Source organism: Flaviflexus massiliensis (assembly GCF_001375495.1).
Classification (GTDB): Bacteria; Actinomycetota; Actinomycetes; order Actinomycetales; family Actinomycetaceae; genus Flaviflexus; species Flaviflexus massiliensis.
The window spans coordinates 1,532,439-1,547,802 of record NZ_LN831058.1; the positions used below are offsets into that span (position 1 = coordinate 1,532,439).

Here is a 15,364-nt window from a genome sequence, read left to right on the forward strand (position 1 = left end):
TCATGAACTGGCTCTCATTGCTGACATGTTGGGTCGTGTCCCTGTGAGTGGTGGAATTTCACTTCTTTGTGGGTGGGTCAGTAGTTGTAGTCTATGCGGATTTGATTCCGGGTGTGATTGCTTGTGGGGATTGGCCCGGGAGTTTCATTGAGTTCTCGCTGAAGTATCGTCTTTCAGTGGCTTCCCATTCATCGTGTTGCTCGATTAAGACATGGCCTGTCAGTCGCAAGAGTGCTTCCGGGTTGGGGAATGTTCCCACCACGTTCGTGCGTCGCTTGATTTCTTTGTTTAAGCGCTCGAGCGGGTTTGTTGACCAGATCTGCTGCCAATGTTGAGACGGGAACTCGGTAAAGGCGAGCAGGTTGGGCTGTGTCAAGAATCTTGAACAGTCGTTAGTGTTTTTCTTCTTTCACGCTGCCGTGGCAGCGAGGTCTTTCTCGTGGTCTTGCCAGGTCTGGACCGGGGTGCGGTAGCCGAGAGCGGAGTGCCGACGCTGGCGGTTGTAGAAAACCTCGATATAGTCCATGACCGCGAACCTGGCACGGGCCCGGGTGGTGAACACCTGGTGGTAGTACATCTCGTTCTTCAACGAGGCAAAGAAACTTTCCGCAACCGCATTGTCCCAGCACACCCCAGTCCGGCCTACCGAGGGGCGAACCTTGACCTTCTCGCAATATTTCTGAAATTCGCTCGAGGTGTACTGACTTCCTTTGTCCGCATGGAACACAGAATTCGGCGCGATGCGTCCGTGGTCGATGGCCATCCCCAACGCGTCGATCACCAGCGAGGTGCGCATGTGGGAAGCCATCTGCCAGCCCACCACCATCCGGGTGGATAGATCAATCACGGTGGCCAGGTACAGCCACCCTTCCCCGGTGCGCAGGTAGGTAATATCACCAACCAACGCGTGCCCGGGGGCGTGGGCAGCAGGATCGAAATTTCCCTCCAGCAGATCCGGAATCACCACCGGCTCCTCACCGACGATAGTGGTGCGCCGATAAGCACGTGGTTGAATCCCCGCTAACCCGAGCTCGCGCATGAGCTTGGCCACCAACCCCACCGACGCAGGGTAGCCGCGGTCGTTGAGTTCAGCGGTGATGCGCCGGCACCCGTACGTTTTGCGGTGCTCGTGGTAAATTTCCTGGATCAGGACCTTCAGCACCTCCCTACGGGCAGCCGAGGCGCTGACCTGATTCACCTGGGTACGCCAGGCATAGAAACTCGAGCGCGCCAGACCAAGTTGCGTGCACATCCACGCGATCGGATAGTTGTCCTTCTCCGCTTCGATCAGGGCAGCCTTCTCGGCTACCCCTGCTCCCGGGCGAAGAAGGCCGCGGCTTTTTTTAGGAACTCATTTTCCATCCGCAGCCGCCGATTCGCCTCTTCCAACTCCGCCAGCCGTCCGTAGTCGGCCGGGGTCATCTTCTTGGCCGGCTCTGGATTATCTTCCCGATACTTCTTCACCCAGTTCCCCAACGTGCCTGCATTGATCCCGAGCTCACCGGCAACCTCCACAATCGGTCGCTCGGACTGGATCACCAGTTGCACAGCCTCAGCTTTGAACTGCGCACTAAACTTACGCCTCGATGTTGAACCCATACCTTTGATTCTCCCTGATCAATGACTGTCCAACATCTTTAGTACACCCCAGGTCATCTTTGGCTTCGTCACGAATTCGAGCCACAGTAGGGTGACTCTTGGCGAGCATGGCAACGACGTCTGTGAACTGGGCGTGCACGAGCTCTCGTTTCCCACGGGGCACAAAGATCGTCCGGATAATTGCCGCAACCATTTGGGAGGCAACCTTCGGGACCCGAGCAAGTACGTTCCGCATGAAATGTACCCGGCAACGCTGCCATGCAGCGCTCTGGAAAGCGACCTGGATCGCCCGGACCAGGCCAGCGTGTGAGTCACTGATGACTAACTGCACCCCCGATAGGCCCCTGGCTTTGAGATCACGGCAAAACTCGGTCCAAAACGGTTCCGACTCGGTGTCCCCAACCTGGAAGCCGAGGACCTGCCTGCGTCCGTCTGCTGCGATGCCGATCGCGATCACGATCGCCTGGGAGACGACCCTGGCGCCGACTCTGGCTTTGCAATAGGTTGCGTCAACAAACACGTACGGGTAGGTGGTATCACTAAGACTGCGTCCTTGGAATTCAGCCACGTCCTGGTCGAGGTCTTGACAGATCCGTGACACTTCTGATTTAGAGATCCCACTATCTGCTCCCAGGGCGCGGACCAGATCATCAACTTTCCGGGTTGAGACACCATGGACGTAGGCTTCCATCACCACCGCGAACAATGCCTTATCAACACGCCGGTGGCGTTCCAATAGTGAGGGGAAGAATGATCCCTGGCGAAGTTTCGAGATACGTAGTTCAAGATCACCGGCAGTCGTTGAGAGGGTCCGGGGCCGGGTCCCGTTACGCTGGGTGGCCCAGTCGTTGGAGCGTTCATAACGGCCAGCACCGATCACTGCTGTCGCTTCGGCGTTGATGAGTTCCTGGAAGGCGCGCTCGGTGAGAAGTCGAATACGTTCAGTTGTTTCAGTGAGTTCGAGTTCCTTTAAAAGCTCGATCAAGGCAGACTGGTTGAGAGCCATCGTGGGATGTCCTTTCGTGAGTAACTTGGTCGTTCTCACTGACCATCCCACGATGGCTCACTCGCCGATCACGACGACACACAAGCCCCAGAAATTACACCACCACACGAGACGCGACCGACATGTTGAGTCACGGGCGAATAATGTTCACATTCCGAATGAAATCCAGATAAGGATTCCCGCCACCTTTCGCCCGCAACACATAGGAACTTCCGTATCTTCGTAGTGCGCATTTCGACCACGGCATGCCCCAATTCAATGGGGAAGCAGCGTCTTGCAAGAACTGAAGCCTGCCACGGAAACCGGGAAATTCGGATGTGACCCGTTGAGTAAGCGAATGCCACTCGTCAAAAAACCCGCATGGCCGAACTTCGTTCTGATGAAAGCGGGCCGACAAATCACGGAGTAAAGCATCAAAAAACCGAAACTGTCCCAACCTCAAATGGCCCATACGCCGCGCCATGATTCGCACCAGCCACAGTGATCGGTCCGAAGAGAGTAAAAGTAAAGGAGACGAATAGGAAGCAAAAGAAAAGGCCACCGTCTGAAACGGTGGCCTTGGTGGTGGGCGATACTGGGTTCGAACCAGTGACCTCCTCGGTGTGAACGAGGCGCTCTACCACTGAGCTAATCGCCCGCGAGCTAAAAGCTTGCGTCTTGAAGGATATCTGATCGCTGAGGTTTGGGCCAAGTAAACATGCGGTGTCGGACAAGAAAACGAAGGTGATGCTTCCTACACTCAGCCAGTTGGACAACCGGAGAAGAAAATGACTATATTTATTGAGCACCGCCGGGAAGCCGGAAGGTATCGCGGATGTAGCTCAGTTGGTAGAGCATCACCTTGCCAAGGTGAGGGTCGCGGGTTCGAATCCCGTCATCCGCTCCGGGAAGTCTGAAGACTTCACACGGTGGGTTGGCCGAGAGGCGAGGCAACGGCCTGCAAAGCCGTGTACACGGGTTCGAATCCCGTACCCACCTCGCAAGAGAGGGCGATTGGCGCAGCGGTAGCGCGCTTCCCTGACACGGAAGAGGTCACTGGTTCGAACCCAGTATCGCCCACAAGATAGGGTCCGAGAATTATCTCGGACCCATTCCTTTTTCTGCGCGGGCCAGGTCGAGGCCTGAAGATCAAACTCGGCCTTGATCTAAGGCTCCTCATTTCTAATCTGGTAGTCCTATCAGCTCTGACTTTCTACGGCCAATAGCTAATTTTCTGAATCTCACTTTTGCAAAATGTGTCACGTACTACGCTCATGGCGTCCTGCTAGAGACTGGAATTCTTCGTAATTCCACTTCAGCACCATCCTCGCCGCCTCATGAGTTGTAACGTGTGTCTCACCTTGGGAGGAATTATGGATTTTTCAGATGGCACGCCGTGTTGGAGGCAGGTGAACTTTCATGACCTGGACACCGGAACTGAATTCTTTCGACAAACAGCAGGATGGGAAATACCCCCGGGTGACCCCGACCTTGATGGCTATGCACTAGCCTCCGTTGCTGGGCAACCGGTCAGTGGGGTGTAGCCCATTCCAGAGTCAGACTCGCAGCCAGACAGCATTGACGTGTGGCTAAAAGTTTCCAACATGGAAGAATCACTTGAGCGGATGCGGGAGCACGGGGCGCAGCCCGAGTCCTTTGACGGTGAAGAAATTCTAACCGTCATGACCCTCGGCAAGCAGGCACTCCTGACCGACCCATCCGGTGTCTGGATTGGACTATGGGAACCCATCACTTTCCCCGGCATTGGCATCATGATGGTTCCGGGAGCACCCTTCTGGTTCGAGCACATGAGTCCCGACCCTGGTGCGGCTGCGCAGTTCTACGCAGACTGTTTCAGACTCGACGTGGTGAATCACGGCGACGAATATTGGACGATCCAGGTGCCAGGATCCGGTCAAGACGCTTATGGATTCTCGTTCCCACGCGACCGGGGCGATGCTCGCGCAACCTGGTTTGTCTTGCTCTTGACGAGTGACCTCGACACTTCTGCGGCCCTCGTGGGGGAGAACGGTGGCACCGTGGTTGGGGACTTTATTGAGATGGACGACATGGGCAGGTTCACCTACGCTGCTACGCCGGCTGGAGTCGCCTACGGCCTCTGGGAGGCCGACTTCAGCGAAACAGAGGAATAGGAACGCAAGAATTGGTCGAAGCGAAGGGGGGTTGGTCATGCAACATCCGCTCCGGCCCATCTTCAAGTTGCCCTCTAGCCCTTAATTGGGGTGACTGGCAGACCGGCGGCATTAAGTCCGGACTGAGATGTTCACCCCGGTGGCGCGGTGCCTATACAGCCTTGACCGAGGGTGATGGTTGTTGGTTGGAATAGTATGCCGGATCTCGATTGCGCCACTGAAGACTCCGAAATCTTTACACCAACATCCTCATTTTGATTCCGCCGTTTCCTTCACTGACAAGTCACTTATTTTTGCGTCTCACGCTATTTCTCAAGCGTTCGTGATGAAGGTAGTTTCTTTATGCATAGCGGCTTGAGACTGTGAGATTTTGTTTCGGGCCTGTCTTTATACTGGTCTCACTGCGGCAGTCCGCCTCAAAGATGAGGGACTAACCGAATCCAGGCAGGAGATAACTCGATTACTTGCGTGCATTGCGATAAGTAAGGGAGAAGTCTGTCTTCCTGGTCGGGGGTTGTGTCTCACATCCGATCTTGGTGTGGCGAAGTGTCGGGGATCCAATGAACGCATGCCGTTGCGGGAAGCATTCAGGAAGTCCCTTTGGAGCCTTGGCTTGCAGACAATGCATGACTAGTTGAAGTACGCGTACGGAGTGGAGTCCGTGCGACCAAGCTATCGGAGTAAAGATGAAAAGCTTTGCGGGTAAACGTCCCCGATCTCTCTTCGCCATGATCGCAGTGGCAGCTGTCGCTCTCGTTGGTGCCTGCTCTGAAGACAGTGATGATCTGACGATGCCGGACGTCACCGGCGTGACGCTCGATATCGCCAAGAGTGACATTGAGCGAGCTGGCTATGGCGGTGACCTTGAGATTATTGGTGGCGGAACCTTCGGAATTATCGATGAAGGGAACTGGACTGTCTGCACCCAACTGCCAGAAGTGGGTGAACCGATCGATGCGGAGCCACGACTGACTGTAGAACGAGACTGCGGCACCGATGAGGACGATGTTGAATCCGAAGAGCCAACGGAAGAGCCCAAGGAAGAAACAACCGAACCTGAGCCTGAGCCGACCGAAGAGGAGACAACTGAGAAGCCGGAACCCGAACCAACTCCCGAACCTCAGCCTGAGCCGTCCGAAGAGGTTGAGGAGCCCGCGGCAGAATCCGGCAAGTCCGGATTCAATGCAGACGAAGTCGTTGAGACGTACCTCTACCACTTAGGGCCCGACTACGAGAGCTTCTACGACATGTGCGGCGCCTTTGGCGAGTGGGATCACTGGGGTTGCTTCTACGAGAGCGCCGAGAACACGTCGTCGTATCTGCGGGTGAATTTGATAACCGATGGCGGCTGGTCCGAAGGCGATCTCAACCTTTTGGCAGAGAACACGGGACGCCACTGGTTCAACTTTATTGGTTGCGATTTCCCGGACCTCAACACAATCGTGGTCAACATTAACGGGATTGATCACAACACCTATCGCACCGACTACATCGATATCTGCTAATAAAATGGCTGGTCGAGTCATCTGACACTTCATTATGGAGTGTCAAATAAGCGTAGAAGATGGGGCGGCGGAACGGACCATAAGGTCTGCTCCACCGCCCCTAAACATTTACTTCCAGCCCTTGCTGGATTCAGTTCTTTGGCTGCCTAATCCTCGAGTGTTGAGAGATCGCCTTCGTCCTGGCCGAGGGCTCGTGCGCGAAGCACTCGCCGCATGATCTTCCCGGATCGTGTTTTTGGAAGTGAGTCGGTGAAGGTGATCTCGTCGGGCTTGGCAATGGGGGAGAGGTGAGTTGAAACGTGAGCCCGAATCTCCTCGGTGAGTTCCCGGTTGCCCGTGTGTCCCTGGTTGAGGACAACAAAGGCATGGATGGCGTTGCCCTTGACCTCGTGGGGCAGCCCGATAGCTGCCGATTCTGAGACTGCCGGGTGGGAGTTGATGGCGGACTCGACTTCCGCGGTGCCGAGCCTGTGGCCCGAGACCTTGATGACGTCATCGGTTCTGCCGATCACCCAGAAGTAGCCATCCGCATCACGCTTCGCAGCATCCCCGGTTGTGTACCTGCCCGGATAGGTGCTCCAATACGTGTCAACGAAACGCTGATCATCGCCGTAGATGGTGCGGGCCATGGCCGGCCAGGGATTCTTGAGGGTGAGGAAACCTTCCTGCCCATCAGGCACCGGATTGCCAGCCTCGTCGAGGATCTCGGCTTCCTGCCCGAAGACGGGGCGGCCGCCCGAGCCCGGCTTCTGTGGCATTGCCGGTACTCCCGCGATTTGGAACATGCCGGTCTCGGTCTGCCACCACGTGTCCATGAGCGGTGCCTTACCTCCGCCGATCACGTCGTAGAACCAGTGCCAGGCAGCCGGATTAATCGGCTCGCCTACGGATCCGAGCAGGCGCAAGGAGGAGAGGTCGTGGCGGGTTGCCCACGCATCACCAAACCTCATGAGGGAACGGATTGCGGTGGGTGCCGTGTAGAAGGTGGTGATTCCGTAGTGTTCGATGAGTCGCCACCACCGATCGGGGTGAGGGAAGGTGGGTCCGCCCTCGTACATGAAGGTCGTGGCGCCGTTGAGCAGGGGGCCGTACACGAGGTAGGAGTGGCCTGTCACCCAGCCAGCATCAGCCGTACACCAGAACCTGTCATCTTCCCGAATGTCGAAGGTGTACTTGAGGGTCGTGTAGGTGCCGACCATGTACCCGCCGTGGGTGTGGAGGATCGCCTTGGGTTTACCAGTGGACCCTGAGGTGTAGAGAATATAGAGCGGGTCTTCGGCATCGAGCTGCACGGTCTCACAACGGCCCCGTGAAATGGGGAGGTTTTCCAGGTCGTGGTACCAGTGGTCGCGTGTCGGGTCCATCGTGACCTCGGTGCCCGTGCGCTTGACTACGATGACGTTCTCGACCGTGGGGGAGAACCTCACCGCCTCGTCCACAATGTCTTTCAGTGGGAACACTGATCCGTTGATCCAGGAGCCATCGGCGGTGATGACGAGCTTGGATTCGGAGTCATCGATGCGGGAGGAGAGAGCATCTGCGGAGAAACCAGCGAATACAACGGAGTGGACGGCGCCGAGCTTGGCGCAGGCGAGCATGGCGAAGAAGACTTCGGGAATTCGGGGGAGGTAGATCGTGACGCGATCGCCCTTATTCACACCCATCGCCCGAATAATGTTCGACATCTTCTCCACCTCGCGATTGAGTGAGAAGTAGGAGAAGGTCCGAACGGTCTTGCCGTCTTCGGATTCCCAGATGAGGGCAAGTTTGTTCTTATGGGGGCCGGTCACGTGCCGGTCGACGGCGTTCGTGACGATATTGGTTTTGCCGCCCACGAACCACTTGTAGAAAGGTTTATTCGAATCGTCAACAACCTGGTCCCACCGCTGTGACCACACGAGTTCGGAGGCGCGTTCCTCCCAGTACGTGTACGGGTCGGCTTTGGCTCTTGCTTCGATCTCTTCCCAGTTCTCGGCCCACGATCCGGCTACTGCCTCGGGGTACGGGCGGTAGATCTCGGACTCTGACGATTCGGACATGTGACTCCCTTCATAGTTGGGAATAACCTTGCCACAGCTCGTGACGGAAGTCTCATGGCGGCTGCGTTTACCCGGAGTTTGGAATGCAGGTCGGAGAGCCTGGATGGTTGCAATGCTGTCATTCTTCGGGGCCTGTGGGATGGCCAGCGGGGTTACACGAATTATGAGGTCAATTCCATTCTGTGAACATACAGTGAATTCTTTAGCCCCTTTTTGTTTTCTCTTCGAGAGTCATCGGCTGTTCACATTCGTTTGTGTCTCGGTCATCTCCCCGTAACTGTTCGCCCCTAGTCTGGCTTCGTCATTGGGACAAGACAAAGGATGCACATGAGTATGCCGGTGACGAACCAGCATAGCTATAGAAGACGATTAACAACGATGGTGGAGGGGCGGTAGCGGCAGTGTTGTCCGTGACGCTTGCCGCCGCACTGCCCGCAGTAGCAGACGACTCTGCACCATTCGATCTCGTCAAACAGTTCATTGGAAGCGAGCTCAACACTACACACAACAAGTCGAACGACGCCTACGGCAATGCCTCCCCGGGCGCTGCCGTTCCGTTTGGCATGGTCCAGGGCAGCCCCACCACAAACAAGGTTGGCGAATCAAACGATCTCGTTCGCGAAAAGGGTGGCTACGCGTACACTGCCAACAGGATCCGCGAATTTGGGTTGACTCGTCACGAAGGCAGTGGCTACCACGGGCGCTTCGGCGGCTACGAGGTTCCCACGATCCCGTACGCGGGGGAGATGACCGACGGTGGGCTGCCTACGCTCCCATCACCTGCGAACATCAACTCCTACTACCTCGACTTCGATCACCCGAACGAAGTGGCCGAACCCGGGTTCTAATCGGCTGTGGATGGGATCCACGCGGGTGAATTTGATGGTGATGGCAAGGACAGCTTCGCAGCGCGCCGTGGTAGCGCCTTCCTCATCAGCAATGTCCTCGAAGGCGGCCCAGCCGAAACCACGCTCCGCTGCGGCAAGGCCGCCGATGACATCCTCGTCGGCGACTGGGACGGAAACGGAACGGACACCCCCGGCGTCAACCGCATCCGATAAACCATAGGACCAGGCACGGACCAGAATCAGGCACTCGTGCCTAGGGGCGAGACACCGTCTCGCCCCTCCTGCCATCCCCACCACGTGGCTGATTCTGACCGCCCTGCTCTCCACCCACATTCCATAAAACCGGTTCTCATAGATGCCGGATGTATGGAGAACGGTTGCCTTGTCGTGGACTTATCGTGGACAGATAGCTGACAGGCTCTCTTCCGCTGAATACCTGGCTGGTCTTCCTGGCATGTGAACAATCCGGAGGGAAGGCCTCCTGGTTGGGAGGAGTGATGGCGGGGATGGGTATGATGTTCGCGTGCGCACCGTCGTATGTGCGGACAGAACCGAATGGAGAATAATCGTGCCCACGCTCGTGATTGACGGCTCAACAGTTGAACTCAATGAACCCACCACCGGCATTGACCACTTCCGTAATTCCCGCAACATCATTGCACTGCGGATCGATGGGGAGCTGAAAGATCTCGACACGGACCTGACGTCCCTTCCCGAGAACACCACCGTTGAAGGCGTCGATATCAACGAGCAGGATGGGCTCGACATCCTCCGCCACTCCGCCACCCACGTGCTCGCCCAGGCAGTCCAGCAGATCAACCCGGACGTCAACCTCGGCATCGGCCCCTTCATCACCGACGGCTTCTACTACGACTTCGGAAACATCGACCCGGTCACCCCTGAAGATCTGAAGGCGATCGAGAAGATCATGAAGCAGATCGTCAAGGAAGGCCAGTCCTTCAAGCGCCGCGTCGTCACCGAAGAAGAAGCCCGCGCCGAGCTCGCAGACCAGCCCTACAAGCTTGAACTCCTCGGCATTAAGGGACACTCCGAAGCTGAAGAGGCCGCCGAGGGCGCCTCAGTTGAGGTTGGTGGAGCCGAGCTCACCATCTACGACAACGTGCGCCGCAACGGCGAAGTTGCCTGGAAGGATCTCTGCCGCGGACCACACGTCCCCACCACCAAGGTACTCGGCAACGGATTTGCTCTCACCAGAGCCTCCGCAGCCTACTGGCGTGGCGACCAAAATAACGATGGTCTGCAAAGGGTCTATGGCACGGCCTGGCCCACAAAGGACGAGCTAGTCGCCTATCAGACCCGCCTCGCCGAAGCGCTCAAGCGCGACCACCGCAAGCTGGGCACCGAACTCGACCTCTTCTCGTTCCCTGACGAGATCGGCTCGGGACTGCCTGTCTTCCACCCCAAGGGTGAAATGGTACGAATGGTCATGGAGGACTACTCCCGCAAACGCCATCTCGAAGCCGGCTACTCCTTCGTCCACACCCCGCACATCACGAAGAAGAACCTGTTCGAAACCTCGAAGCACCTCGAATGGTACGCGGACGGCATGTACCCGCCCATGCACATGGACGAGGAAGTCGATGCTGACGGCAACGTCACCAAGCAGGGCCAGGACTACTACCTCAAGCCCATGAATTGCCCCATGCACAACCTCATCTACCGTTCACGCGGCCGCTCCTACCGCGAACTCCCGCTCCGCCTCTTCGAGTTCGGTACCGTCTACCGCTACGAAAAGTCCGGCGTCGTGCACGGCCTGACCCGCGCTCGCGGATTCACCCAGGACGATGCTCACATCTACACGACGAGGGAGCAGATGAAGGAGGAGCTTGCGAGCCTCCTCAAGTTCGTTCTTGACCTGCTCAAGGACTACGGCATGGCCGACTTCTACCTTGAGCTCTCCACCCGTGACCCCGAGAAGTCCGTTGGTGACGAGCAGACGTGGGAGGAAGCAACCCGCACATTGGAAGAAGTGGCGCACGAGACCGGCCTGGAACTCGTGGCCGACCCGGGTGGTGCAGCATTCTACGGCCCCAAGATCTCCGTCCAGGCGAAGGACGCGATTGGCCGCACCTGGCAGCTCTCCACCATCCAGCTCGACTTCTTCGAACCCGAACTGTTTGAACTCGAGTACACGGCACCCGATGGTTCGCGCCAGCGCCCCGTCATGATCCACCGTGCCCTCTTCGGTTCAATTGAGCGTTTCTTCGGTGTTCTCGTCGAGCATTACGGAGGTGCCTTCCCCGCCTGGCTCGCACCGGTCCAGGTCACCTGCATCCCCGTCGCCGAAGCCTTCGAAGGCTACCTCGAAGAGGTCGCCGGCAAGCTCCGTGCCGAAGGCATCAGGGTTGAAATCGACCGGAGCGATGATCGCTTTGGTAAGAAGATCCGTAACGCCGCGAAGGAGAAGGTCCCCTTCGTCCTCATCGCCGGCGGTGAGGATGCCGAATCGAATGCGGTTTCGTTCCGCTACCGTGACGGTTCCCAAAATAACGGTGTTCCGATTGATGATGCGGTGGCGGAAATCGTCCGCCAGGTCCGCGAACGCGTCAACCAGTAGGAGAAACGATGCTGAGTAGATCGGGACGGCCCCTCTTCCAGGTCCTCTTCGGTCCCGTCGCACGCCTGTTTGTCAGGATGGGAATCTCGGCCGATGCCGTGACGATCACGGGCACGATACTTTCGTGTGCGATTGCGCTCTGGCTTATCCCCACGGATCATTTGACGGTGGCGGCGTGGGCGATCTTCGCGGTCGTCATTTTTGACAACCTCGACGGTCAGATTGCCCGCCTCACGGGCACCACCTCGAAGTGGGGGGCGTTCCTCGATTCGACGATGGACAGGTTTGCGGACGGGGCGATCTTTCTCGCGGTTGCCATCTGGTCCATCCTCCACGCGGACGAGTCGCTCGCCAACTGGACCGCGCTTGGGGCAACGATTGCGTTGCTCATGGGGGCGATCGTCCCCTACGCGAAGGCCCGAGCCGAATCCGTTGGATTCACGGCGAACGTCGGGATAGCGGAGAGAGCCGACCGACTCACCGTCATCCTCGTTGGCGTGTTCTTCGTGGGACTTGAATGGGGAGACTGGTGGCTGACGCTAGCGACCTGGCTCCTTGTCGTTCTCAGCTTTTACACCGTTATCCAGCGCATGTGGACCGTCTACCGTCAAGCCAAAGCCGAAGAGGCTGAACTTGCGGGACAGGCCGCGAATTTTGCCGGGGGAGTAGGCGAAGCTCGAGAAGAGGGCGACGCGGGAGAGGCGGGAGAACACAAGGCTACGGGCCAAGAATGCGCGCGTCGGGATGGTGACCTGACCTAGTGGGTAAAGGCTTCCAGGTGGACACGTTCACGCTCTTCCAAAAGGCCACGGCCTTCGTCGAAAAGGCACCCGAGCCCATCGGTAGGTTCCTGTTTGACGCCATCGGTGTTGGCAGCGCGCTGGCGAACATCAAGGGCGTCAAGCAGCTGAAAAAGAACTATCGGCGGATCGACCCGGACCTCACGGGACTGAAGCTGACCGGTGCTGCTGTGACCGGCATGCGTAACTACATGCGCTACTACTATGAAATGTTCCGCACTCCCGCCTGGTCCGATGAGCAGCTCGCTCAGCGCGTGAGGCTCATCCCGGACGAGTACATGAGAGGAGAGTTCGCGGCAGGTAGAGCCGTCCCTTCGGCACTGATGCACACCGGGAACTGGGATCTTGCCGGAGCCTGGTCGGAGAAGTACCTGGCGCACGTGGTGACCGTGGCAGAGAACCTCGGCGACCCCCGCATGGCCCAGGGATTCATTGATTACCGCACCGGGCTTGGCATGTCGATCTACCTGGCAATTCAGGGACAGAACGTGTTCGAGCATCTCATTGACGAAGCCAAAGAACCCGTGCTCGTTCCACTGCTTGCGGATCGGGACCTGACCGCCTCCGGCGTGCAAACCACCCTCCTCGGCCACGACCTCATGCTTGCGCCGGGGCCGGCTCTGCTCGCCCAACGCACCGGCCGCCCCTTCGTGCCGCTCATGATGAGGCACATCAAGCTCAGGGGATCCGAACGCAAGAAGGCCGGATCGAAGTGGGCCATGATCATTGACGTGTTCCCACCAATTGCTGCCGAGGTGGGGCCTGATGCTCCGCGAGAAAAGCGAGAAGCCGACGTTGCCCGCATGTGCCAGGAGTGGATGGATGCTGTTGGTCCCTGGCTGCGGAAGCACTACGTGCACTGGCACATGTTGCAAAAGGTGTATGTTGACGACCTGGACATGGCACGATTGAAAGCACGACGAGCGGAGACAGAGTGAAAATTGGTATCGCCTGCCCCTATTCTTGGGATGTTCCCGGGGGAGTGCAGTTCCATATTCGAGACCTGGCCGAAGAACTCATCGGCCGCGCGCACTCCGTGTCTGTGATCGCTCCCGCTTCCGAGGGAACCGAAGTTCCCGACTTTGTTGAAGCAACCGGCGCAGCCATTCCCATTCCCTACAACGGTTCCGTCGCGCGCCTCGCCTTCGGGCCCCGCGTTAACTGGCAGGTACGCAAGTGGCTACAGAACGGCGACTTTGACGTCCTGCACGTCCACGAGCCGTTCACTCCGTCGCTCGCCATGCTGGCCCTCATGAATGCCGAGATCCCGGTCGTCGCCACCTTCCACACGGCAATGGACCGCTCCAAATTCCTCTCCATCGCCTCCCCTCTTCTCGTCCCTGTTCTGGAAAAGACTCGGGCACGGATTGCCGTGTCCGAAGAGGCACGCCGCACCGCCGTGGAGCACCTGGGAGGAGATGCCTACGTCATTCCCAACGGTGTGAGTGTCGACAGCTTCACCGTCTCGGGCCCGGACCCGCGCTTCGCCGGAACGCCGGAGCACCCAACCATTGGGTTCCTGGGTAGGATCGACGAACCCCGCAAGGGACTTCCCATCCTCGCAGCAGCCGTCCGCCAAGTCCGTGCCGCCTATCCGGGAGCAAAGTTCTTTGTCGCCGGCAGGGGTGACAACGATCGGGCTCTCGAGATCCTGGGTGAGGATGCGCAGGCCGTGACATTCCTCGGGAGCGTCTCGGAAGAAGACAAGGCAGCCCTGCTGTCATCGGTCGACATTTACGTGGCACCCCAGACCGGAGGTGAGTCCTTCGGTATTGTCCTCATCGAGGCGATGAGTGCGGGATCCTTCGTTGTCTCCTCTGATATCCCGGCCTTCCAGGCGGTGCTCGATCACGGCACTTACGGAGATCACTTCCGCAGTGAAGACAGCGATGATCTTGCTCGTGTCATCATCAACGCGCTCGGCGAACCAGAACGCAGGGCCCAAACCATCGCCGCGGCGAAGGAACGGGCATGGCGGTACGACTGGTCAACAGTTGCCTCCCAGATCCTGTCCGTCTATTCCATCGCAGTTCGAACAGCGGGCCGTAATGTGGAGGGGTGGGGTAAATGAACTGGGGAATCTTCACCTTCGTTGTTGTTGGGATCATCATTGTCATCCTCGCCCTCATCTGGATCCTCAACGCACGTAGGCTCGACCGGCTGCACCGCACCGTCATCCAATCCCGGCTCACCCTCAACGAGGCACTAGCACATCGTGCGACGATAGCCTCGGACTTCGCGGCGAGTGAGGCATTGGACGTGGCGGGAGCGATCCTGCTCGCCGAGGCCTCCCAGGTAGCGCTCGGTCAAACCCACACCCCGCTGTCAGAAGACGGCCTCGAGGATGGGCCTGGTCACAGGCGACAGTCCCGCCACTATGCCGACGACCGGAGCGTCGTCGAATCGAATCTGTCCCGCACCCTCCGCCTCGTACTCGATGGGCTGGAGCTTTCGGAACTGGATGAGTGGCAGCGCGGTCGGTATGACCTTCTCCAGGAAGCGCGCGATGATGTGAAGCTCGCGCGTCGCTTCCACAACGCATTCGTTGACCAGGCACGCAGGCTCCGCTCGAACTGGTTCGTGCGTGCGCTACGCATGGCAGGTGGCGCCCCTATGCCGCAACCGGTCGATATGGACGACGAATAACCAAGCCTCTTAAGTCAGCAGAAATCTGTTACGTGCACCCACCCGCAAGGGTGGGTGCAGTCGTTTCCAGAGTCTAGCTGTGCTGCAGGGCCCTGGCCGCCGCTGTTCTGCTAGAGCTTGGCTCTCGTTGTCCTCCTGGAAACTGGATATGGTTGTCTCGCTGGGGAGCGGACGTCGTTCTCCTGTTTAAGACCGTCCGTGTCATTGGAAA

11 protein-coding genes, 4 tRNA genes and 2 pseudogenes are annotated in these 15,364 nt (G+C 58.1%); 12 read left to right on the top strand and 5 right to left on the bottom strand.

The features are described 5' to 3' along the window. Positions 1-91: 91 nt before the first annotated feature. The 4 genes and pseudogenes from BN1241_RS12435 to BN1241_RS11005 all read right to left on the bottom strand — a co-directional run. Positions 92-364 (bottom strand): annotated as a pseudogene (locus BN1241_RS12435) (transposase); the annotation flags it as partial. Between the two features lie 45 nt (positions 365-409). Continuing rightward, a protein-coding gene (locus tag BN1241_RS10990) for an IS3 family transposase (protein WP_390617993.1) occupies positions 410-1,599 on the bottom strand; the annotation gives its coding sequence in 2 pieces (ribosomal slippage) (positions 410-1,347 and positions 1,347-1,599; 1,191 coding nt in all). A gap of 34 nt (positions 1,600-1,633) precedes the next feature. Then, positions 1,634-2,605 (bottom strand): annotated as a pseudogene (locus tag BN1241_RS11000) (IS256 family transposase); the annotation flags it as partial. A gap of 562 nt (positions 2,606-3,167) precedes the next feature. Continuing rightward, a tRNA-Val gene (locus BN1241_RS11005) sits at positions 3,168-3,242 on the bottom strand. Between the two features lie 173 nt (positions 3,243-3,415). Here BN1241_RS11005 and BN1241_RS11010 point away from each other — a divergent pair. The 5 genes from BN1241_RS11010 (at position 3,416) to BN1241_RS11030 (ending at position 6,242) form a co-directional block, all read left to right on the top strand. Next, positions 3,416-3,488: transfer RNA gene (locus tag BN1241_RS11010), tRNA-Gly, on the top strand. 24 nt (positions 3,489-3,512) lie between these two features. Then, positions 3,513-3,583, top strand: a tRNA-Cys gene (locus BN1241_RS11015). Between the two features lie 9 nt (positions 3,584-3,592). Beyond that, positions 3,593-3,664, top strand: a tRNA-Val gene (locus BN1241_RS11020). A gap of 524 nt (positions 3,665-4,188) precedes the next feature. Beyond that, complete coding sequence (locus tag BN1241_RS11025; protein ID WP_147599423.1) at positions 4,189-4,737, top strand: VOC family protein; 549 nt, start codon at positions 4,189-4,191, stop codon at positions 4,735-4,737. A 686-nt stretch (positions 4,738-5,423) separates the two neighbouring features. Next, positions 5,424-6,242, top strand: coding sequence for a PASTA domain-containing protein (locus tag BN1241_RS11030; RefSeq protein WP_054953612.1), 819 nt, complete (start codon positions 5,424-5,426; stop codon positions 6,240-6,242). A 146-nt stretch (positions 6,243-6,388) separates the two neighbouring features. Here the strand turns inward: BN1241_RS11030 and acs are convergent, their stop codons facing one another. Continuing rightward, a complete protein-coding gene (gene acs, locus BN1241_RS11035; protein ID WP_054953613.1) occupies positions 6,389-8,281 on the bottom strand; it encodes an acetate--CoA ligase in 1,893 nt (630 codons plus the stop codon). Between the two features lie 401 nt (positions 8,282-8,682). Between acs and BN1241_RS11040 the strand changes: the two genes are divergently transcribed. From BN1241_RS11040 to BN1241_RS11070, 7 genes are all read left to right on the top strand, one after another. Then, a complete protein-coding gene (locus BN1241_RS11040) occupies positions 8,683-9,129 on the top strand; it encodes a hypothetical protein (protein WP_054953614.1) in 447 nt (148 codons plus the stop codon). 6 nt (positions 9,130-9,135) lie between these two features. Further along, positions 9,136-9,342, top strand: coding sequence for a hypothetical protein (locus BN1241_RS11045; RefSeq protein WP_054953615.1), 207 nt, complete (start codon positions 9,136-9,138; stop codon positions 9,340-9,342). Between the two features lie 352 nt (positions 9,343-9,694). Beyond that, entirely contained in the window at positions 9,695-11,707 is a 2,013-nt protein-coding gene (gene thrS / locus BN1241_RS11050) for a threonine--tRNA ligase (protein WP_147599481.1), read from the top strand. A gap of 8 nt (positions 11,708-11,715) precedes the next feature. After that, positions 11,716-12,468, top strand: coding sequence for a phosphatidylinositol phosphate synthase (gene pgsA, locus BN1241_RS11055; RefSeq protein WP_077138373.1), 753 nt, complete (start codon positions 11,716-11,718; stop codon positions 12,466-12,468). Then, the gene (locus BN1241_RS11060; protein WP_082418337.1) at positions 12,468-13,445 is read left to right on the top strand and encodes a phosphatidylinositol mannoside acyltransferase; all 978 of its coding nucleotides are present in this window, start codon (positions 12,468-12,470) and stop codon (positions 13,443-13,445) included. The genes pgsA and BN1241_RS11060 overlap by 1 nt, the downstream gene beginning before the upstream one ends. After that, positions 13,442-14,578: a glycosyltransferase family 4 protein gene (locus BN1241_RS11065; protein WP_054953616.1), complete on the top strand. Its 1,137-nt coding sequence runs from the start codon at positions 13,442-13,444 to the stop codon at positions 14,576-14,578. Before BN1241_RS11060 ends, BN1241_RS11065 begins: the two co-directional genes overlap by 4 nt. Next, positions 14,575-15,153: a hypothetical protein gene (locus BN1241_RS11070; protein WP_054953617.1), complete on the top strand. Its 579-nt coding sequence runs from the start codon at positions 14,575-14,577 to the stop codon at positions 15,151-15,153. Before BN1241_RS11065 ends, BN1241_RS11070 begins: the two co-directional genes overlap by 4 nt. Positions 15,154-15,364: the final 211 nt, after the last annotated feature.